Annotated in this window: 19 protein-coding genes; 14 read left to right on the plus strand and 5 right to left on the minus strand. The window is 63.3% G+C overall.

Annotation, left to right across the window (positions count from 1 at the left end; genetic code table 11):
* Positions 1 to 30 precede the first annotated feature (30 nt).
* The 8 genes from B4L76_RS16050 to B4L76_RS16085 all read left to right on the plus strand — a co-directional run bounded on the left by B4L76_RS16050 (position 31) and on the right by B4L76_RS16085 (position 9,155).
* A complete protein-coding gene (locus B4L76_RS16050; RefSeq protein WP_296233813.1) occupies positions 31 to 867 on the plus strand; it encodes a 23S rRNA (adenine(2030)-N(6))-methyltransferase RlmJ in 837 nt (278 codons plus the stop codon).
* Positions 868 to 1,017: 150 nt separating this feature from the next.
* On the plus strand, positions 1,018 to 2,775 hold the full coding sequence (locus B4L76_RS16055; protein WP_296233814.1) for a carbamoyltransferase family protein: 1,758 nt from the start codon (positions 1,018 to 1,020) through the stop codon (positions 2,773 to 2,775).
* Positions 2,759 to 3,889 carry a glycosyltransferase gene (locus tag B4L76_RS16060; RefSeq protein ID WP_296233816.1) on the plus strand — a complete coding sequence of 377 codons (1,131 nt, stop codon included), beginning with the start codon at positions 2,759 to 2,761 and terminating at the stop codon, positions 3,887 to 3,889. The genes B4L76_RS16055 and B4L76_RS16060 overlap by 17 nt, the downstream gene beginning before the upstream one ends.
* A complete protein-coding gene (locus tag B4L76_RS16065; protein WP_296233817.1) occupies positions 3,889 to 4,785 on the plus strand; it encodes an antimicrobial resistance protein Mig-14 in 897 nt (298 codons plus the stop codon). The genes B4L76_RS16060 and B4L76_RS16065 overlap by 1 nt, the downstream gene beginning before the upstream one ends.
* Entirely contained in the window at positions 4,782 to 6,185 is a 1,404-nt protein-coding gene (locus B4L76_RS16070) for a PIG-L deacetylase family protein (protein ID WP_296233963.1), read from the plus strand. Before B4L76_RS16065 ends, B4L76_RS16070 begins: the two co-directional genes overlap by 4 nt.
* A 44-nt stretch (positions 6,186 to 6,229) precedes the next feature.
* Positions 6,230 to 7,186, plus strand: a complete 957-nt coding sequence (locus B4L76_RS16075) for a glycosyltransferase family protein (RefSeq protein ID WP_296233818.1) — start codon at positions 6,230 to 6,232, stop codon at positions 7,184 to 7,186.
* A 66-nt stretch (positions 7,187 to 7,252) separates the two neighbouring features.
* Entirely contained in the window at positions 7,253 to 8,026 is a 774-nt protein-coding gene (locus B4L76_RS16080) for a glycosyltransferase family 2 protein (RefSeq protein ID WP_296233819.1), read from the plus strand.
* A gap of 37 nt (positions 8,027 to 8,063) precedes the next feature.
* The gene (locus B4L76_RS16085) at positions 8,064 to 9,155 is read left to right on the plus strand and encodes a glycosyltransferase (protein WP_296233821.1); all 1,092 of its coding nucleotides are present in this window, start codon (positions 8,064 to 8,066) and stop codon (positions 9,153 to 9,155) included.
* A gap of 3 nt (positions 9,156 to 9,158) precedes the next feature.
* On the opposite strand, the gene B4L76_RS16090 is transcribed toward B4L76_RS16085, so the two are convergent.
* Complete coding sequence (locus B4L76_RS16090; protein ID WP_296233823.1) at positions 9,159 to 9,764, minus strand: toluene tolerance protein; 606 nt, start codon at positions 9,762 to 9,764, stop codon at positions 9,159 to 9,161.
* Positions 9,765 to 9,865: 101 nt separating this feature from the next.
* Between B4L76_RS16090 and B4L76_RS16095 the strand changes: the two genes are divergently transcribed.
* The 3 genes from B4L76_RS16095 (at position 9,866) to hldE (ending at position 14,418) form a co-directional block, all read left to right on the plus strand.
* Positions 9,866 to 11,041, plus strand: a complete 1,176-nt coding sequence (locus B4L76_RS16095; RefSeq protein WP_296233824.1) for an O-antigen ligase family protein — start codon at positions 9,866 to 9,868, stop codon at positions 11,039 to 11,041.
* Between the two features lie 15 nt (positions 11,042 to 11,056).
* Entirely contained in the window at positions 11,057 to 12,865 is a 1,809-nt protein-coding gene (msbA, locus tag B4L76_RS16100) for a lipid A export permease/ATP-binding protein MsbA (protein WP_296233825.1), read from the plus strand.
* Between the two features lie 131 nt (positions 12,866 to 12,996).
* Positions 12,997 to 14,418 carry a bifunctional D-glycero-beta-D-manno-heptose-7-phosphate kinase/D-glycero-beta-D-manno-heptose 1-phosphate adenylyltransferase HldE gene (hldE, locus tag B4L76_RS16105; protein WP_296233827.1) on the plus strand — a complete coding sequence of 474 codons (1,422 nt, stop codon included), beginning with the start codon at positions 12,997 to 12,999 and terminating at the stop codon, positions 14,416 to 14,418.
* Between the two features lie 26 nt (positions 14,419 to 14,444).
* Here hldE and B4L76_RS16110 read toward each other — a convergent pair whose 3' ends face one another.
* The 4 genes from B4L76_RS16110 to B4L76_RS16125 are packed head-to-tail and all read right to left on the minus strand — an operon-like array spanning position 14,445 to position 17,829.
* Positions 14,445 to 15,413: a metal ABC transporter ATPase gene (locus tag B4L76_RS16110; RefSeq protein WP_296233828.1), complete on the minus strand. Its 969-nt coding sequence runs from the start codon at positions 15,411 to 15,413 to the stop codon at positions 14,445 to 14,447.
* Between the two features lie 52 nt (positions 15,414 to 15,465).
* Positions 15,466 to 16,278 carry an aldo/keto reductase gene (locus B4L76_RS16115; RefSeq protein WP_296233829.1) on the minus strand — a complete coding sequence of 271 codons (813 nt, stop codon included), beginning with the start codon at positions 16,276 to 16,278 and terminating at the stop codon, positions 15,466 to 15,468.
* The gene (locus B4L76_RS16120; protein ID WP_296233830.1) at positions 16,275 to 17,450 is read right to left on the minus strand and encodes an NAD(P)/FAD-dependent oxidoreductase; all 1,176 of its coding nucleotides are present in this window, start codon (positions 17,448 to 17,450) and stop codon (positions 16,275 to 16,277) included. Before B4L76_RS16120 ends, B4L76_RS16115 begins: the two co-directional genes overlap by 4 nt.
* Positions 17,451 to 17,496: 46 nt before the next feature.
* On the minus strand, positions 17,497 to 17,829 hold the full coding sequence (locus B4L76_RS16125) for a DMT family transporter (RefSeq protein WP_225779464.1): 333 nt from the start codon (positions 17,827 to 17,829) through the stop codon (positions 17,497 to 17,499).
* A gap of 88 nt (positions 17,830 to 17,917) precedes the next feature.
* Here B4L76_RS16125 and B4L76_RS16130 point away from each other — a divergent pair, with 88 nt between their 5' ends.
* The 3 genes from B4L76_RS16130 (at position 17,918) to B4L76_RS16140 (ending at position 20,810) form a co-directional block, all read left to right on the plus strand.
* Positions 17,918 to 18,808: a LysR family transcriptional regulator gene (locus tag B4L76_RS16130; RefSeq protein WP_296233832.1), complete on the plus strand. Its 891-nt coding sequence runs from the start codon at positions 17,918 to 17,920 to the stop codon at positions 18,806 to 18,808.
* An 11-nt stretch (positions 18,809 to 18,819) separates the two neighbouring features.
* A complete protein-coding gene (waaA, locus tag B4L76_RS16135; RefSeq protein WP_296233834.1) occupies positions 18,820 to 20,094 on the plus strand; it encodes a lipid IV(A) 3-deoxy-D-manno-octulosonic acid transferase in 1,275 nt (424 codons plus the stop codon).
* Between the two features lie 257 nt (positions 20,095 to 20,351).
* Positions 20,352 to 20,810, plus strand: coding sequence for a hypothetical protein (locus B4L76_RS16140; RefSeq protein WP_296233836.1), 459 nt, complete (start codon positions 20,352 to 20,354; stop codon positions 20,808 to 20,810).
* Positions 20,811 to 20,847 lie beyond the last annotated feature (37 nt).

A 20,847-nucleotide genomic window follows, 5' to 3' on the forward strand; every position in this document is an offset into this window, starting at 1 on the left:
GGTAAACTTGCCGCCCCCGCAGGAGTTGCCATGAATTATCGTCACGCCTTCCACGCCGGCAACCACGCCGACGTCCTCAAGCACATCGTGCTGACCCGCCTCATCGCCCTGATGTCGCGCAAGGAGCAGCCGTTCGCCTACATCGATACCCACGCAGGGCTCGGCTTGTACGACCTGCAAGGTGACCAGGCAACCCGGACCGGCGAATACCTGGAAGGGGTGGCCCGCCTGTGGAGCCGCGACGACCTGCCGGCCATGGCTGCTGACTACCTGCGCATCATCAAGCGCCTGAACGCCGATGGCGAGTTGCGCTATTACCCCGGTTCGCCCGAGCTGGCCCGCCGCCTGATGCGCCAGCAGGATCGCGCCCTGCTCAACGAGAAGCATCCCGAAGACGGGCCGCTGCTCAAGGAGAACATGAAGAAGGACCCGCGTGTGGTCGTGCACCTGGGCGAAGGCTGGCATGTGCCGCGAGCCCTGCTGCCGGTGCAGGAAAAGCGCGCGATCATGCTGATCGACCCGCCATTTGAACAGGCTGATGAACTGAAGCGCTGCACCACGGCGATGAAAGAAGCGATCAGCCGCATGCGCCAGACGGTCGCGGCCATCTGGTATCCGATCAAGGATCAGCGCTCGCTGACCCGTTTCTACCAGGACCTGACCAGCACCGGCGCACCGAAGCTGCTGCGTGTCGAGCTGTACGTGCACCACCAGGACAGCCCGCAGGGCCTGAATGGTTCGGGCCTGGCCATCGCCAACCCGCCATGGGGGCTGGAGGACGAACTGAAGGAGCTGCTGCCCTGGCTGGCCAAGGAGCTGGCGCAGACCGCCGGCAGCTACCGCATGGACTGGTTGATCGCTGAATAAGCTTATCTTGCCTGCCTGTACTGGCTTGCCGGCAATGGGGTCGGTACGGGTTGCCGCGTTGTGCACATGTTTGCGTTATAATCCCGCCCTTTAGCCGCCACCCGCCCGCTGGGCCGCTGGCGCATTTCTACGAATGAAGAGGCTGATCCCTTGGCATTGACGATTCTTGGCCTGTCCGGCGCCCTTAGCCATGACCCTTCCGCGGCCCTGTACATAGACGGCAAGCTGGTTGCCGCCGCCGAAGAAGAGCGCTTCGTGCGTGACAAGCATGCGAAGAACCGCATGCCCTACGAGTCGGCGAAGTTCTGCCTGGAGCAGGCCGGCATCAAGCCATCCGATGTCGACGTGGTAGCCATCCCGTTCGCCCCGATCAGCCTGTTCGGCAAGGCACGCTGGCACTATGCCAAGCGTTACTGGTACGCCCCGGATCGTGCCCTCGACGCCATCCTGATGGGCAACCGCCGCTACAAGCGCTACCGCAAGAAGATCGTCTGGTGCCTGGAGCAGCTGGGCTTCGACCCGAAAAAGGTCAAGATCGAGCCGGTCGAGCACCACCTGGCCCACGCCTCCAGCGCTTACCACTGCTCGGGCTTCAAGGAAAAGACCGCAATTCTCGGCATCGACGGTAAAGGCGAATATGCCACCACCTTCTTTGGCTACGGCGAAAACGGCAAGATTCACAAGATCAAGGAATTCTTCGACCCGGACTCGCTCGGTGGCCTGTACGGCGCAATCACCGAGTTCCTCGGTTTCGAGATGCTCGACGGCGAGTTCAAGGTCATGGGCATGGCGCCGTATGGCGACGCCAGCAAATACGACTTCTCGCGCCTGGCCAGCTTCGAAAACGGCGAGCTGTTGATCAACACCGAATACGCCAACGTGATCGGGCTGCGCCGCTACAAGGAGAAGGGCAAGGGCTTCTACTTCTCGCCGAAACTGATCGAATGGCTCGGCCCCAAGCGCGAGGGCGACATCGCCGATGAGCCGTACATCCATTACGCAGCCAGCATGCAGGCGCTGTTCGAGAAAATCGCCCTGCAGATGATCGACCATTACCTGGGCGACACCCTGCGTGAAACCGGCAAGCTGGCCTTCGCTGGCGGCTGTGCGCTGAACGTCAAGCTCAACCAGAAGATCATCGCCCGTTCCGATGTGAAGGAGCTGTTCGTACAGCCAGCCTCCGGTGACGCCGGCACCGCCGTGGGCGCTGCAGCCTACGTTTCCCACGCCCGTGGCGTACCGGTCGAGAAGATGGAACACGTCTACCTCGGCCCGTCGTATTCCAACGAAGACGTGGTCGCTGCCTGTGCCCGCCACCCGAACGCGCCGAAGTGGCGCAAGCTCGACGACATGCCGCAGCGCATTGCCCGGATCATGGTCGATGGCAACCCGGTGGCCTGGTTCCAGGGCCGCATGGAGTTCGGCCCGCGTGCCCTGGGTGGCCGTTCGATCATCGGTTGCCCGAGCGTGCCGGGCGTGGCCGACCGCATCAACGAGCAGATCAAGTTCCGCGAACGCTGGAGACCTTTCTGCCCGTCGATGCTCGACACCGTCGCCCCGCAGATGATCAAGGTCGACCACCCGGCGCCGTTCATGACCTTCACCTTCGAAGTGGCTGAAGAGTGGAAGACCCGTGTGCCAGAAGTGGTCCACGAGGATGGCACGTCGCGGGCCCAGGTGCTCAAGCGCGAATACAACCCGCGCTACTACGACATGATGAAGGCGCTGGAGGACCTGACTGGCAACGGCGTGTCGCTCAACACCTCGTTGAACCGCCGTGGTGAACCGATGATCTGCTCGCCGACCGACGCCTTGAACATGTTCTTCGGCTCGGATCTGCAGTACCTCATCATGGAGGACATCCTGGTGGTGAAGGACGGCGCAGCCCTGTATGACCAGCCGCTCTGAACCGCGCGTCCTGCAGTTCTGCCATGGCTATGACGGGCCGTTCCTGGACTGCGCCCGTCAGTACGCCAGCCTGTTCCAGGGGCATGGCTACCAGGTGACCACGGTGTTCCTCACCGGCGCTGCCGACCCGCAAGTGGCGGCCGGCTGCGCCTCGGACGAGGTACTGTTCCTGGAGTTCAGCTCCAAGGCCGTGCGCGGCCTGAAGCTCGGCGCCATCCGCGCGTTGCGGCGGATTGCCGCCGAGCGCAATTTCACCTTCTGCATTGCCCATCGCTTCAAGCCGATCTACGTGGCGCTGCTGGGTACCGGCTTGCCGGTGATCGGCGTGCACCATGCCTTTGGCGACTACCAGCGCAAGGGCCGCCGCCTGTTCGCCAACCTGTTCAGCCAGCGCCTGAGCCTGCTCGGGGTATCAGACGCAGTGCGTGACGAGATGCGCAGCTGCCTGCCGAAGTGGCCAGCCGAACGTATCCAGACCCTTTACAACCGCATCGACATCGAAGCCCTGCAAGCGGCCCTGGTGCCACGCGCCGAAGCCCGTCAGGCCCTGGGCCTGGATGCGCAGGCATGGATTGTCGGCAATGTCGGGCGCCTGCACCCGGACAAGGACCAGGCCACCCTGTTGCGTGGCTTTGCCGAAGCGCTGCCGGGGCTGCCGGCCGGTGCACGTCTGGCGATCCTCGGCAAGGGCCGCCTGGAGGTCAGGCTCAAGGCCCTGGCCGCCGAACTGGGCGTTGCCGGGCAAGTGGACTTCCTTGGCCAGGTGCCCGACGCACGCCGTTATTTCCAGGCGTTCGACGTGTTTGCCCTCAGTTCCGACCATGAGCCGTTCGGCATGGTCCTGCTCGAGGCGATGGCCGCCGGAGTTCCCGTGCTGGCAACGGCCTGTGGCGGTGCGCGCGAAGTGGTCGAGGGTGTCGGCGTGCTGTTCCCGCTGGGGGATGCCGGCCAGCTGGCCCAAGGCCTGAAGCACATGGCCGTGCTTGATGAGCCGCAGCGCCAGGCCTGTACCGCGCACATGCTGCAGCGTCTGCGTGAGCGCTTCTCCGACCAGGCGGTGCGCGAAGCCTTCTGGCAGCTGCCGCAAGTCCGTTCTCTGGTAGGGAAGGCTTGATGCTCAACCGTATTCAGGCCTTCCGCGAACGCGGTTGGCAAACCATCGACGCCAAAGCCTACGCCGAGGCATGGGCCCGCTTTGGCGGCAGCGTCGCTACCCATCCGCTGGTCGTCGAACAACTGGCCGACCTGGCGCAGCTGCCGGTGCGTTACCTGGGGTGGCATCAGGCTGGCGTGCTGAAGGCAGCCATCCCGGCCTGGGGCCACCACCTGGCGCTGTCCAAGGATGTGCTCAAGCGTACCGGCAAGAAAGCCCTGTTCGACCTGGGCAATGCCGAAATCATCCTGCCGGCGGCGGCCGATGCCGCAGCGCCGTTGCGCCATACGGCGCGTTACCTGTCCGAACTGAACAAGGGCCGCTTCAGTGGCCTCAAGGCGCAGAAGGAACAGTTGGCCATGGCACGTGCACCGGAAGAGCTGTCGAAGAAGTTCCGCTACAACCAGCGCCGCGAGCTGCGCCTGCTGGAAGAGGCGGGCGGGGTGGTGCGTCCGATCGGCGACTTCAGCGCGCAGGAGATTGCCAGAATGTACTGCGACCTGTTCCAGCGTCGCTGGGGCTTCCCGGCCACCGGGGCCGAGCGCATGGCCGATGTGCTGGAGCGCTTGCGCGAGCTGCTGATCGGTTCGGTGCTGCTGCTGGATGGCAAGCCGATTGCCATCCAGCTGGTGTACCGTGTCGAAGCGCCGGAGTGGATCAGCGTCGAGTACATCAATGGTGGTGTCGACCCGCAAACCAAGGCATTCAGCCCCGGTAGCGTCTTGAGCTTCCTCAACACCCAGGCTGCCTGGGAGGATGCCCGGGCGCGCAACAAGCCGCTGCGGTTCTCGTTCGGTCGTGCCGACCGCGAGTACAAGGACCGCTGGTGCAACCCCGTGTCGGTGTACCAGGCGTGAGCCGCAAGCAGCAGTTGCTCAAACGCCATCGGCGCAACAAGCGCCTGGGCCTGCTGGTGGGCGTGGTTGCGCTGGTTGCCCTGGGGCTATTCACCTGGTGGTGGCTGCCGCTGCTGCTGTTGCCGCTGTTGTGGGCGGGCCATGAAGCCTGGTTTGCCGACCATCTGTTCTATGCGCCCAGCGAGGACTACGCCTATGACTTCGGCGACCAGGCCCGGCCGGTTGCCGCCAGCCTGGACGCTGGCCTGCTCAAGGCCGATTGCGTGCTGCAGGGCAACGAAACCTTGATCCTCGAGTTGCGCGTGAAAAGCACCTGGCTCGGGCGCTTCTTCGACCCGCGGGTCGAACTGCTGGCTACCGGGCAGGACGACCGGCAAACCTTCGAGCGCGGTGTCGATGGCATGCGGTTCCTCAACCTGAGCGGCCTGGCGGCACCCTTGCAAGCCGGTTCGTTGCGCCTGCGTGGCCGTCATTGCCGGTTGCAAGGCCAGCCGCGCCTGTGGATAACCCCGCCGGTCGAGCTGCAACGGCGCCGGGTCATGGTGATTGCGCCGCATGCCGATGACGCCGAGCTGGCCGCTTATGGTCTCTACAGCCAGGCTGACGAAACCTGGGTGGTGACCCTGACCGCCGGTGAGATCGAGGCTGAACACTACCAGCAGATGGGCCTGGCCAAGGCCGAGGCTGCACGGTTGAAAGGCCGCTTGCGGGCCTGGGACAGCATCGCCGTGCCACGCTGGGCCGGCGTCCCGGAATCGCACTGCGTGCAACTGGGCTATTTCTGCCTGCAACTGCCCGCCATGCAGGCCGCGCCAGACCAGCCGGCCGCTTCCCGTGAGGCTGGACTCGCCGATATCCGTATGTTCCGCCAGTTCAACCCGTTCCCACTGCCGGCCGATGGCGATGGCGCGCCGACCTGGCACAACCTGCTTGCCGACCTGCGGACCTTGCTGGAAATGGTCAGGCCGCAAGTGCTGGTGATGCCGCACCCGCAGCTCGACCCGCACCCCGACCACGTCTGCGCCCAGGCCGCAGTGCTGGAGGCCTTGCAAGGCCTGGCCTGGCAGCCGCAAACCTTGCTCTGCTATGCCAACCACCTGCATGACAACGACCGTTGGCCGATGGGTGACAGTGGCGATGGCGTGGCGTTGCCACCGCAGATGAGCGCTGATCAGGCCTGGGCGCCCTGTAGCCTGGTGCTCGACCTGGCGACCCAACGCGACAAGGCCATGGCCCTGGGCATGATGCACGACCTGCAGCCGCCCGCGCCGTTCAAGCGCCGAGTGCGCCGCTGGTTGCAGCGTTGGCTGGCCGGACGGAGACCATCGCCTTACGGGGAGAACGAGTTCTTCCGCAAGGCCGTGCGCCGCCATGAACTGTTCTGGCGGCGCGAGCTGTAGACCCCATGGTTGACCGCGATGGCGCAGAGCGCCCAAGGAAAGCAATGAAAGTCCTATTTCTGGTGCAGAAGGAACAGCGGGCCATTCTCGACCGCCTGTACGATGGCGTCGCGGCCAACTGCGAATGTGACCTGCGCTGGCTGACCAGCGAAGACCAGCGTAACCTGCGTCGCTATTTCAAGCGGGAAGTGCAGGTCGAGCGCTATGACCGCATCCTGTTCTTCCTGCGCTTCAAGCAAGAGATTCGCCAGGTGGCGTTCATCCGCACGGTGCCGAACCTGGTCATTCTCGAACATGATGCCTACCAGAACTACATCCCGTGCAAGTACACCGGCAAGTTCAGTGCGCATTATCGCCAACTGCCATGGGCGCGGGTGATCAGCTCCGGGTACATGGTCAGCGAGCGCCTGCGCGAGGAAGGGTTCGATGCCGTGTTCGTGCCCAAGGGTTACGACGAGCACTTGCTCAGTGACCAGGGGCGCGAGCGTGACATCGAGCTGGCGTTTGTCGGCAGCACCAACAGTGTCGCCTATAGCGGACGCAAGGCGCTGCTGGACGAGCTGGGCCGGGTGGAGAACCTGGTGGTGACCCGTACCAAATCGGGCGAGGACTACTGCAACACGCTCAATCGTATCCGCTTCTTCGTCAGTGCCGATGTCGGCATGGGCGAATACATGATCAAGAACTTCGAAGCCATGGCCTGCGGCTGTGTGTTGCTGGCGTATGACCAGGGCGAGGCAGAAAACCGCGCGCTGGGCCTGCAGGACATGCACAACGTGGTGTTTTATGACAGCATCCCGACCCTTCAGGAAAAACTCCGCTGCTTGCGTGCGGACCCTGCACTGGCCCGGCAGATTGCAGAAAATGGTCGCCATCTGGCGGTTTCCCGTTTCAGTTTCGGGGCCGTTGGACGTAGCATCGTCGACCACATGCGCCCGGCGCTCAGGCCCCACCCGCCGTTGTCTGCATGGCAGCGGCTGCGCCTGAAGCTGGGCATCTAACACAAGAACTTTCGCCCGTACGGAGCGGGTGTTGAAAGTCGATAGTCGCAAGGCGGAGGGAGTCCGGTGCGCTTTTCAAATGATAGTGATGTCACGCTCGTCGTGACCAGCTGTGGGCGGTTCGATCTGCTCAAAGATACCCTTGAGAGTTTCGATCGCTACAACACCGCGCCCATTCGTGAGGTATTCATCACCGAGGATTCCGGTGACGATGCCGTGCACGCCGCTGTGCCGGAGCACTGGAAACCGCACTGCAAGGTGTTCGTCAACCGGCCCAAGCTTGGTCAGTTGCCGTCCATCGACCTGGCCTACAGCCACGTCAGGACGCCGTACATCTTCCACTGCGAGGATGACTGGCATTTCTACCGCCAGGGCTTCGTCGAAGACTCGCGGGCCATTCTGCAGGCCAGCCCCGACCTGTTGCAGGTGTGGCTGCGTAGCCACGCCCATGACCTGGCCATCCACAGCCCCTATATCCACCTGGGCGATCGTCAGGTGATCGCCGGTGTGCCTTGTTATCCGCTGCTGTCCGAGAAGGCCGAGTGGCAGGCCTTTTCGCTCAACCCAGGGCTGCGTCGGCTGGCCGACTACCAGCGCTGCGCGCCATTTGCCGCCTATTCTGGGGAAAAGGCTCTTTCCCGACGCTATGCTGAGTTAAATCTGACAGCGGTCACCCTGGAGGGTGATGCAGTATTGCACACCGGGTTTGGTAACCATGTGACCTTGCCCATCGAAGTGGAGCGCAAGGCAAAGCGTCGTAAGCGGGATCGGATCAAGTTGGCATTGACGTTGGTGGCAGGTGCCGTAATCGGCATGGCAATCACCCTATTTGTTCAATGAAGTCGCTGTCCCACCTGACATGAGCGGGAGCGGACCCATGAACATCGTCAATATGATGTGGGCGGGTGGAACGCCGTACATGTCCATCCACAAGGTGCATCGGCAAGTATTATCGCACGCGGGTGCCGATGCCCGTATCAGTAACTGGCTACTGCTCGGTAGCGGGCTCTGCTGTGGGCTCGGCTCGACCCGGGAGTGGCACATGCCGTCACGGGCCCTGAAAGGGCGGCACCTGTGGCGCCTTTTGCGTCCATGGTTACGCATGCGCTTGCGCAAGGCGCTGGACGAGGCCCAGGCCGAAGTGGTGCTGCTCGACGGCGTCGGCGTGGCGCGGCTGGTGTTGCCGTTGCTGCAGCAGGTTCCGCGGCTGCGCGCCAAGGTACTGTTCCATGGCAAGACGCGGCTGAGTGCCAGTGATTTGCGCCTGCTACGCATGTTCCCGGCAGAGCGGCTGAGCATTGCCGCTGTTTCCCAGACGCTCGCGGCGGCGCTTGAAAACGATCTGGGCAGGCCCGTGCAGACGTTGCGCATGGCCCTGGATCCGCGGGCTTTCGCCGAGCCGTTGTTGAGCCGCGAAGCGGCCAGACAAGCGCTGGACTTGCCAGCGGCCAGCGGTTTGCTACTGGGTGCGGTCGGGCGGCTGGTGGAGAGCAAAGGCTTCGAGATGCTGATCGAGGCCTTTGCCAAGGCCAGCGCGCGCCAGCCGGGGCTGCAATTGGCGATCATCGGTGAAGGCCCGCTGCATGCGGCGCTGCAGGCGCGTATCGACGCGCTGGGCCTGGCCGGGCGCGTACACCTGAGCGGTCACCGCGACGACCTGCAGCAACTGTACCGTGCATTCGACTGGCTCATGGTCCCTTCGCGTTCCGAAGGACTGGGGCTGGTAGTGCAGGAAGCGGTCATGGCCGATGTGCCGGTGGTCTGCAGCGACCTGCAGGTATTCCGTGAGCAGTTGCGGGACACGGGTTGCTACCTGCCAATTGCCGATGAAGACGCCTGGGCCAAGGCGATCGAGCAATGCGCGACGCTCGATGGCCCTGCAGCGGCCGCCCGGCAGCGCCAGGCGCTGGCCCCGGAGCAGGCCTGGCAAGCGTTCAGCAACGGCTCGCATAACCTGCTGCGCGGTTGACCTTCAGCGCGCCAGCAGGGCTGCCTCGAAGGCGGCAACGGGGAACCGGTCACCGAGGTTCTCCCGCTCGATGTAGCGCACCATGTGCTGCACGTTGCGACGAATCATGCGCGCCGACAATGGCGCGCGCAGGAAACGCATGTCCGCCACGTCGATCAGGCCCAGCTGATGGTCGGGGGTAACCACCACATTGCCCAGGTGCAGGGAGCGGAAGTACACGCCGCTGCGATGCAACTGGCGGATCAGCTCGATCAGGCGCGGCAGGTAGATATCCCAGCTGAAACCGTCGTCGCGCGACATCTGCAACAAGGTCCGCCCTGGCAGCGGGCGATACAGCACCGCAGTGCGACCTGGCAGGTCGAGCTTGTGCTGGCTGATCACTTCCAGGGTGGGAATGCCCATTTGCGCCAGGCGTGCAGCATTGTCGACGAAGCGCTGCGAGTACGGACGCAGCAGTGCAGATGAAATCAGGCGCTTGCGACGAAAAACCTTGAGGAAATTACCATCCGCGAGAAGGTAGACTTTGGCGCCATGGCTATCTGCCTCAAGCACCTGAGCGCCTTGTGTCAGCTGATCGAAGTCGACCTGGGGGAGCCGGGAGCATTGCATGAATAGGGCCTTGTCGTCTGGCGAACAAAATGACCGGCAATAATGCCGAAAATAATGCAGTAGCACCATGGATGGTGTATTTGATTCATCGGGGGAAGAGGATGTTGTATCGAAAAAGCTGGGCTCGAGCCTGGTTGGGCTTGGGTCTGGTCTGGTTCCTGGCGGCCATCGCCCTGGCACCCAGCAACAAGATTTATCAGCAAGGCCTGGTGTTGTTCCTGTGGTTGCCCACGCTGGTTCTGGCCTGGTCCGCCAGGCATGTCCTGGTGCAGGCCTGGAAGCATCAGCCAGCTTTGTGGGGCAGCGTGCTGTTGCTGTTGGCATGGAGCGGGCTGAGCCTGACATGGTCGATAGCAGAAGATCCGGGGCGAGAGGCCAAGCGGTTGCTTTACATCCTGATCTTCCTGCTGGCGTTTCCACTGCTGGCACAGCTTGGCCAGGCACGCATTCGCCAGTTGTTGCTGGCCGGCAGCGCATTGCTGGCCGTTGCCGCGCTGGTCTCCGTGATCCGTTTCTATGGCATGCAGGGCGAGCCTTTGCTGGCTCGCCTGCAAGGCATCGGTGAAATATCGCACCCGATCCTGGGTGCTTATGTCATCGGCTCGGCCGTGCTCTTCCTGCTCTACCTGCCGCCACGGCAACGCGGCCTGCAGCTGTTGTGGCTGGCAGCGCTGGCCTGTCTGGGCGCGTTCGCCATGCTCAGCCAGAGCCGTGGCGCGGTATTGGCTCTGGTGCTGACCGTGATCCTGGCCCCGCTGTGGTTCCGTGACTGGCATAGCCGGGTGTTTTCGATCCTGGCGGCCACTGCCACTGGTCTGGCCTTCTACCTGGTGTATGACCTGATCACCCAGCGCGGCTCGTCCTACCGGCCGGAAATCTTCCGTGCCGTGGTCGACATGATTGCGGCACATCCGTGGACCGGTCTCGGGCTGGGGGCAGCCTACGACGTGAGTGCGGTGGGCAAGCACTTCGACCACACCCATAACATGTTCACCCATATCGCGGTGGAAATCGGCCTGCCCGGTATGGTGCTGTGGGTTTTGGTATGGCTGTACACGCTGGGTGAAATCGTACGTGCACGCCACACACTGTTCGGCAAGATCCTGCTCGGCTTCTGGGTTTATTCGACCCTGGCCATGCAGTTCGATGCCGCCAGCCTCACCGGTACCCCACGTGCCGAATGGTTCATCAGCTGGCTGCCCGTGGGCCTGGCCATGTTGCTGCCGTGGGGGCGTGCCGAAAATGTCGCCTGTGGTAAAATTGCCGGTTCAACCTGAACAGCGAGCTCGATAATGGCCGAAACACCGCGACCGGCGGAACACACCTCCAGCCTGAAGATCTACTTCCGGCTGCTGAGCTATGTGAAACCCTATGTCGGCATTTTCCTGCTGAGCATCGTTGGTTTCGTGATCTTTGCCTCGACCCAGCCGATGCTGGCGGGCATCCTCAAGTATTTCGTCGATGGGCTGAGCAACCCCGAAGCGGTGTTGTTCCCCAACGTTCCCTACCTGCGTGACCTGCAGTTGCTGCAGGCCGTACCGCTGCTGATCATCCTCATTGCCGCGTGGCAGGGCCTGGGTTCGTTCCTTGGCAACTACTTTCTGGCCAAGGTTTCCTTGTGCCTGGTGCACGACCTGCGCGTGGAGTTGTTCAACAAGCTGCTGGTCCTGCCCAACCGCTACTTCGACAACCACAACTCCGGGCACCTGATTTCGCGCATCACCTTCAACGTGACCATGGTCACCGGTGCGGCCACCGATGCAATCAAGGTCGTGATCCGCGAAGGTCTGACTGTGGTGTTCCTGTTCGCCTACCTGCTGTGGATGAACTGGCACCTGACCCTGGTGATGATTGCCATCCTGCCGTTGATCGCGGTAATGGTCAGTGTCGCCAGCAAGAAATTCCGCAAGCAGAGCAAGAAGATCCAGGTGGCCATGGGCGACGTCACTCATGTCGCTTCGGAAACCATCCAGGGCTACCGCGTGGTGCGCAGCTTCGGCGGCGAGGCCTACGAGGAGCAGCGTTTCGGCAAGGCCAGCCAGAGCAACACCGACAAGCAGTTGCGCATGACCAAGACCGGTTCGTTGTACACGCCGATGCTGCAGCTGGTGATCTACATCGCCATGGCTGCGCTGATGTTCCTGGTGCTGTTCCTGCGCGGCGAGTCCACCGCCGGTGACCTGGTGGCCTATATCACCGCTGCTGGTTTGCTGCCCAAGCCGATTCGCCAGCTTTCCGAGGTAAGTTCGACAATCCAGAAGGGCCTGGCCGGAGCCGAGAGCATCTTCGAGCAACTGGACGAAGCGCCTGAAGTGGACACCGGCACCGTCGAGAAAGAGCGGGTTGAAGGACGCCTGGAGGTACGCAACCTGAGCTTCACCTACCCGGGCACTGATCGCGAGGTGCTCAGCGACATCAGCTTCGTCGCCGAGCCTGGGCAGATGATTGCCCTGGTCGGCCGCTCCGGCAGCGGCAAATCGACCCTGGCAGCGCTGATCCCGCGGTTCTATCACCACGACCAGGGGCAGATCCTGCTCGACGGCGTGGAAATCGAGAACTATCGCCTGCGCAACCTGCGCCGCCATGTTTCTCAGGTGACCCAGCACGTCACCCTGTTCAACGATACCGTGGCCAACAACATCGCCTATGGCGACCTGGCCGGCGCACCGCGCGCCGCCATCGAAGCTGCTGCGGCCGATGCCTATGCCAAGGAGTTCGTCGACCGGTTGCCGAAAGGCTTCGATACCGAAGTGGGTGAAAACGGCGTCCTGCTTTCCGGCGGCCAGCGCCAGCGCCTGGCCATCGCCCGGGCGCTGCTGAAAAACGCACCGCTGCTGATCCTCGACGAAGCCACTTCGGCGCTGGATACCGAGTCCGAGCGGCATATCCAGGCTGCCCTGGACCACGTGATGCAAGGCCGGACCACGCTGGTGATTGCCCACCGTCTGTCGACCATCGAGAAGGCCGACCAGATCCTGGTCATGGACCAGGGCCGCCTGGTCGAACGTGGCACCCATGCCGAGCTGCTTGCGGCTAATGGCCATTATGCCCGCCTGCATGCCATGGGCCTGGATGAGCAGGCCAAGGCCGATATCACCTGAACCCCTCGTTGATCGGGGCCATCACGGCCCCGATTGTCACGGGAATTTTCCCAGGGTGATCTGGCCGTAAAGCCGTTCTCAACCCTGTGCTAATATCCTGCCCCTGTTCATTATTTCCATATGGGTTGCCCATGAAGTTGTCCCTGCCGCGTTTCGATCAAGCCCCGGTACTGGTGGTCGGCGATGTCATGCTCGACCGCTACTGGCATGGCGGTACTTCGCGTATCTCGCCGGAAGCGCCAGTCCCGGTGGTCAAGGTCGACCAGATCGAGGATCGCCCCGGGGGCGCGGCCAACGTTGCCTTGAACATTGCCGCCCTGGGTGCACCGGCTTCGCTGATTGGCGTCACCGGCCAGGACGAGGCCGCCGACAGCCTGGCCAACAGCCTGCAGGCCGCCGGCGTGCGTTCGGTGTTCCAGCGCATCGCGCACCAGCCGACCATCGTCAAGCTGCGGGTCATGAGCCGTCACCAGCAACTGCTGCGCATCGATTTCGAAGAACCGTTCGCCACCGACCCGCTGTCGCTGGGGGCCGAGGTCGACAGCCTGCTCGAGGGCGTCAAGGTGCTGGTCCTGTCCGACTACGGCAAGGGCGCACTGAAAAATCACCAGGGCCTGATCCAGGCGGCGCGGGCCAAGGGCATTCCGGTGCTGGCCGACCCCAAGGGCAAGGACTTTTCGATCTACCGCGGTGCCAGCCTGATCACACCGAACCTCAGCGAGTTCGAGACCATCGTCGGCCGTTGCGCCGATGAGGCCGACCTGGTCGCCAAGGGCCTGCAGTTGCTGCAAGACCTCGACCTGGGGGCCCTGCTGGTGACCCGTGGCGAGCACGGCATGACCCTGCTGCGCAGCGGCCAGCCGGCGCTGCACTTGCCGGCACGGGCGCGGGAAGTATTCGACGTGACCGGTGCCGGCGATACCGTCATCTCCACCCTCGCGGCAGCCATCGCTGCCGGAGAGGACCTGCCGCACGCGGTGGCACTGGCCAACCTGGCGGCGGGTATCGTGGTCGGCAAACTGGGCACTGCGGCGATCAGCGCCCCTGAGCTGCGCCGGGCCATCCAGCGTGAGGAAGGCTCCGAGCGCGGCGTGCTGGGCCTGGAGCAGTTGCTGCTGGCCATCGATGATGCGCGGGCGCACAAAGAGAAGATCGTCTTTACCAACGGTTGCTTCGACATCCTGCACGCGGGCCATGTCACCTACCTGGAGCAGGCCCGTGCCCAAGGCGACCGCCTGATCGTCGCGGTCAACGACGATGCCTCGGTCAGCCGCCTGAAAGGGCCGGGCCGGCCGATCAACAGCGTCGACCGGCGCATGGCCGTATTGGCCGGGCTGGGAGCAGTGGACTGGGTGATCAGCTTCCCCGAGGGTACCCCGGAAAACCTGCTGAGCCAGGTCAAGCCCGATGTGCTGGTCAAGGGTGGTGACTATGGCATCGACCAGGTGGTGGGCGCCGATATCGTCAAGGCCTACGGCGGTACCGTGAAGGTGCTGGGGCTGGTCGAGAACAGCTCGACCACGGCGATTGTCGAGAAGATTCGCAAGAACTGAAGCCGGGGCCGCGCGGCGGCCCCTGATCACTTGTGCAGTGAAATACGCGCCCGCTCCAGCAGCGCCCGCGCCTTGTCTCCAAAGCGTTGCAGGTGCGAGGCTCGCACCGGCTTGCTTTCCACTAAACCCTGCTGCTTCACCCAATCCTTCCAGCGCACCCGCTCTTCCTTCACCACCCAACCCTCCTGGTGAGCAAAACTCTCAGCCAGGTGTAGCCCCCGCGTGCTTGCCGGCACCAGTTCATCCTTCTTGAGCGTATACAGCTCAGGCAATGGCTGGCCATCCTGCAAAGGCATCAGGTACAGGTCCGGCCGTTTGCGGTTGAGCCGCGCCACCAGTTGGTCACCCTCGAGCCGCTCGTCGACGTGGAACAGGCTGAGCTTCTTGGCTTCCCGAGGTACCTGCAGGCGCATGTCATAGATCAGCTGCAACGAGGCGGTAGGCAGGTGTACATAAGCACGTGGCCGCTCCAGCAGCATCAATTTGCCGCAATGCACCGGGCGCGCGGCACCGGACTGCGGGGTCAGCACAAAGTGTGGGTTTTCGCGATAGTGCAGGGCGGCCGCGTAGGGCACAGGCAGCCAGGTATCGTTGAAGCGCCCGCCCAGCCAGCCTTCCGGGGTTTCCAGCAGGCATTCCTCGGCGACTTCCTGCACGGCGGTGTGCAACGGCAGGTTCAGCTCCTGCGCCGGCACGTAACCGGAAATCAGTTTCAGCACCACATCGCCACGGTCCTGTCGACGCTGGCGTACCAACACCCAGTAATCGCGGTTTTGCCAATGCAAGGTCAGCCGCACCGATACACCCAGGTTGGCCAGCTCCACCACGAAGCGCTGCGCATCGGGCAACTGGATGGCCTTGCGCCGCTGCTGGGTCTGGGCGAAATTCAGCGGCATGCCGATGCTCTGGTAGATCAGCCCTTCGGGCGTGGCCTCGACATGCAGCGGCAGCGTCTTGAAGTTGCTCGGGTTCTTGCGGATCAGCGTTCGCGCCACGCGGCTCCTCCTTGCGTCCGGTCAGTCTCCAGGCCCGAGGGCCTGGGGCAACTCAATGCTGGCCAAGAATACGGGCGACGGTTGCCACGTTGTGGGCCAGGTGCAGCGGATTGATGGTGCCGACGATAGCACTGCTGACGCCCGGATGGGCAAACAGCAGCTCGAAGCTGGCTTGCACCGGGTCGACGCCCGGGGCCAGGCAGATATGCCCGCTGGCCAGGGCCTTCTTCACCAGGATGGCCTTGCCGTGTTCGGCAGCGTAGTCCAGCACCGGGCGTTCTGCCTGCTCGTTGAGGTTGTAGGTGACCATGGCACAGTCGCCTTGTTCCAGGGCCTTCAGGCCACCGGCGACGGTCTTGCCAGACAGGCCATAGCCGCAGATCTTGCCCTCCTGCTTGAGTTCGGCGAGGGTCTGGTACACCTCCTGCTGTTCGAGGATCGCCAGGTCGTTGCCATCGGAGTGCACCAGCACCAGCTCGATACGGTCGGTTTCCAGGCGCTGCAGGCTGCGCTCTACCGAACGGCGGGTGTGGGCTGCGCTGAAGTCGAAGTGTGACTGGCCATTGACGAACTCTTCGCCCACCTTGCTGACGATCACCCATTCATCGCGCTGGCCGCGCAACAGCGGGCCCAGGCGTTCTTCACTGCGACCATAGGCCGGGGCGGTGTCGATCAGGTTGATGCCCAGCTCGCGAGCCTGGTCCAGCAGCAGGCGGGCTTCGTCATCACCGGGGATGGTAAAGCCGGTGGGATACTTGACGCCCTGGTCGCGGCCCAGCTTGACCGTGCCCAGGCCCAGAGGCGAAACCCTGAAGCCGGTGCTGCCCAGGTTGCGGTGGAAGTCGTGCAGGGTTGGCAGGCTCATGGCAGCAGTTGCTCCCAGGCCGGTACGCCCAGCGGTGGGCGCGGCAGGTCGGCGAGGTCGGCATGGGCCTGTGGCCGGATGCCGTCGCGCTCCAGGTGGGCGATGACCCGGTCGCTGAAGTCCGGTGCCAGGGCCAGCTTGGTCGGCCAGCCGACCAGCAGGCGCTGCTGGTCGGCGAGGAAAGCATTGTCCGGGCGCACCAGGCCCGACTGCGCCGGTTCTGCGCGGTTGACCCGCAGGGTGGCCCAGCGTACCTGGCTCTGGTCGACCCATGGCAGCAGGCTGGCGATTTCCTTCTGTGCCGCCACGATTTGCGCAGACGGCTCGCGGGCGACGCCATCGGCCTCGGCCAGGTCGCCGCCCATATACCAGACCCACTGGCCATCGGCGGCCGGATGGGTGGTCACTGTCACCCGCGGCTTGGGTCCGCCGCCCAGGCAGTGGGCATAAAGCGGCTTCAGGTTGGCACCTTTGGCCATGACCATGTGCAGCGGGCGGGTCTGCATGGCTGGCTGGGTCAGGCCCAGGGCATGCAGCAAGTCTTCGGTGCCGGCGCCGGCGCTGAGCACGATGCGTTGGGCGCGGATGTCGCGGCCGTCGACGCGCAGGCCGACCAGCTCGTCAGCCTCGCGCAACGGTTCGATGCGCTCGCCGGCCAGCAGGCTGTCACCCGCCAGTTCGGCCAGGTTGGCCAGCAGGCTGGGCACGTCGACGACCAGTTCGGCCAGGCGATAGACCTTGCCCTTGAAGGCGCGGTCCTGCAGTGCGGGTGGCAGTTGCTCGCCCTTGACCTGGTCGACCCGGCCGCGCACGGCCTTGCTGGCGAAGAAGCTGGTGAGGTTGCCGGCCAGGGTGCCTGGCGACCACAGGTAGTGTGCGTCGGACAGCAGGCGGGTATGGGTAAGGTCCAGCTCGCCGCTGCCATTCAGCGCTTCGCGCCAGCGGCGCGGCATGTCGGCGATGGCTTCCGAGGCACCGGTGAGGGCGCCGTGCAGGGCATACTTGGTACCACCATGGATGATGCCCTGGGACTTGATGGTTTGCTCGCCGCCAAGGCTGGCGCGCTCCACCAGCACCGTCGAATAGCCCAGGCGGCGCAGGCGGGCATTGAGCCAGAGGCCTGCGACCCCGGCGCCGACGATCAGCACGTCAGTGGAAATGGCGGATGGCATGGCGGTACCTCGAAAACTGGGACAGCTGGCAAGTATACAGGCAACATCAATGGCCAGCCGTCTTCGAAAACAGCTGAATCACCACCACCCCGCCCACGATCATCGCCATACCCAGCATGGCCGGCACATCCAGCTTCTGCCCATAGATCACCAGCGCCGCCACACTGATCAACACGATCCCCAACCCTGACCAGATGGCATAGGCGATCCCCACCGGAATGCTGCGTACCACCAGGGTCAGCATCCAGAATGCGACGGCATACCCGACTACCATGAGCAACAGCGGCAAGGGCGTGCTCAGGCCCTTGACCGCTTTCATCGAGGCGGTGGCAATGACTTCGGCGCAGATGGCGATGGCGAGGTAGGTGTAGGCATTCATGGCGAGGATCCTCCGGTAACTGGCGGCAGATTCTAGACTTACCTTGAATGGGGTAAAGTCATTACCTATCTATACGGGAGATAGGTCGATGGCCGAGCAGTGGAACCTCGAACAGCTGCGCACGTTCCTGCGGGTTGCTGAACTGCGCTCGTTCTCGGCCGTGGCCCGCGAACAGCGCAAAGCCCAGTCGGCGATCAGCAGCGCGATAGCCCTGCTTGAAACCGACCTGGGGGTCACCTTGTTCGAGCGCAGCAGTGGCCGCCAGCCTCGGCTGACTGAAAACGGCAGTGCCCTGCTGGAAGATGCCCGTGAACTGTTGCGCCAGTGCGAGCGCCTGGATGGCCGTGCGCTGGCGCTGATGCGCGGCCAGGAGGCTCTGCTGCGGGTGGCTCAGGACGAAGCCATGCCCTACCAGCCGGTGATCGACAGCCTCGACGAGCTGGCCAGCCGCTACCCGTTCCTGGAGGTGCAGTTGGCCAGTGGCGCCCAGGGCGATGTGGCGCGCAAGCTGGTGGAGCGACGCGCCGACCTGGGCTTGTTCTTCAACCACGAACGTATCCCGGCCTCCTTGGAGCGGCGCGCCCTGGGCAGTGTGGAAATGGTCACCGTGTGCGCGGTCGGCCACCCGCTGGCAGGCGAAGGTCGGGTAACCCGCCAACAACTGGCCCGGCACCGACAGTTGCTGATCACTCCGCAGCAGAGTGGCTACCCCGGTGGTGAGGCGATCAGCCCGCAGGTATGGCGTGCCGATAGCTTCTATGCCATGGCCGAACTGTTGATGCGCGGTTTGGGTTGGGCGTGGCTGCCACGGCACGTGGTGCAGTACCCGACCTACCAGGCACACATGGTAGAACTGGACAGCGAGTGGTGTCCGCCGGCCTTGGTGGCGGAGCTGGCCTGGCGCCGTGACCAGCCACTGGGGCCCGCCGCGCGGTGGCTGGCCGAGCGCTTTGCAGTACACCTGCGTGCGATCGGGTAAACTCCGCCGCCATGAACAGAACACTCTATACCCTGCTGTTTCACCTGGGCCTGCCGCTGGTTGCGCTGCGCCTCTACCTGCGTTCGCGCAAGGCGCCGGCCTATGGCCAGCGCATCGGCGAGCGCTTTGCCTGCAAGCTGCCGGCCATGCGCCAGGGCGGCATATGGGTGCATGCCGTTTCGGTGGGCGAAAGCATCGCTGCGGCGCCCATGGTGCGTGCCTTGCTCAAGGCCTACCCGGGGCTGCCGATCACCCTGACCTGCATGACCCCGACCGGTTCCGAGCGCATTCGCGCCATGTTCGCCGATGAGCCATGCGTGCAGCACTGCTACCTGCCCTATGACCTGCCTTGGGCGGCGGGGCGTTTCCTCGATCATGTCCGGCCGAAGCTGGGCATCATCATGGAAACCGAGCTATGGCCCAACCACATTCACCAGTGCGCCAAGCGCAGCATCCCGGTGGCCTTGGCCAACGCGCGCCTTTCCGAGCGCTCGGCCCGTGGCTATGGGCGCTTTGCCAAACTGACCCGGCCGATGCTGGCCGAGATGAGCCTGATCGCCGTGCAGACCGAAACCGAGGCCCGGCGCTTCCGTGACCTGGGCGCGCGTCCTGAGTGCGTGCAGGTCACCGGTTCGATCAAGTTCGACCTGAAGATCGACGAGCAACTGCTGCCGCGTGCCAGGGCGTTGCGTGAACAGTGGGGTGCCGACCAGCGCCCGGTGTGGATCGCCGCCAGCACCCACGAAGGCGAAGATGCCCTGATCCTGCAGGCGCATCGGCAGTTGTTGCAGGTGCATGGTGATGCGTTGCTGATCCTGGTGCCGCGTCACCCCGAGCGTTTCGCTGCGGTGCATGCGCTGTGCAGCGAACAGTTCACCAGCGTGCGTCGTTCGGTCGGTACCTCTGTCGATGCGCAGACGCAGGTGTTGGTTGGCGACACCATGGGCGAGTTGCTGTTCCTCTATGCACTGGCCGACATTGCTTTCGTTGGCGGCAGCCTGGTAGCGACTGGTGGGCACAACCCGCTGGAGCCCGCAGCACTGGCCTTGCCGGTGCTGATGGGGCCGCATGTGTTCAATTTTCTCGAAATCAGCGCCATGCTGCGTGAGGCGGGGGCGCTGCAACAGGTGGACGATGCCGAAGGGCTGGCCGAGGCGGTGCGGCGTTTGATCGAATTGCCGCAGGATGCGCAGCGCATGGGCGAGGCGGGCAGGTCGGTGATGCGGGCCAACCAGGGCGCGTTGCAACGGTTGCTGAAGGGGCTTGGTGACTTGCTTCATAAGTGAAAGCGCAGCTTGTACGTGAGGCTGAACAGGTCGCTGATAGTCAGGAACGCTGTCAACTGTCAGTATTGCCAGTTTCACGTTAAAGCAGTTTCATCAGTTTATTAGTCAAGAGACTAACCTATGGCAACAGAGTGAGGATCGCTGGTCGAATCGCTACGGTATCTATTGATACCGAGCAGGATGATGGCTAGTTTTTCATTGAAATAGATAATCATAACCCTGAGTTGGAGGGGAATGATTATAGATTTTCTCAGTTTATGTTTCGTTCAGCGGTTGATGTCACCGACTTTGAAACAGGTGAGGATGAAGAGCGCTTGAATGGCTGGGTAATGCTTGAAGATTACAGGTTTGAATTCCAGGTCATCCAAGATGAAGGTAAGGTCCTTTATCTTCATACGCATAAAATTGAAGCTGGGCATAAAGGCGTATTTTTGAAAAAAGAATACCCCCTGCTGGTGCGTGACAAAAAGTACGAGTTTTCCATGACGGTGATGTTGGATTACCCGGGCAATCCTCCCGAACTGGAAGTGAAGGCTGCGGGGGACGTGGTAATCGAAAAAGTGACACTTTCCCGACTCCATGAATGGCAAGTCTTTTCTGGCATCTTCACGGTAAAGGATGATCTGACCAGCATTACTATCGAAAACCATACAGACACGGAATATGGCAATGATTTTCTCATTGCCAAGCTGCAGGTCTCTCCCGTCCCCGTCTGACTATGACGGCAAGGTCGCGCGCCTCGCCGTCTTTCGG

It is taken from the genome of Pseudomonas sp. UBA4617 (genome assembly GCF_002386445.1).
In the GTDB taxonomy this organism is placed as follows: Bacteria; Pseudomonadota; Gammaproteobacteria; order Pseudomonadales; family Pseudomonadaceae; genus Aquipseudomonas.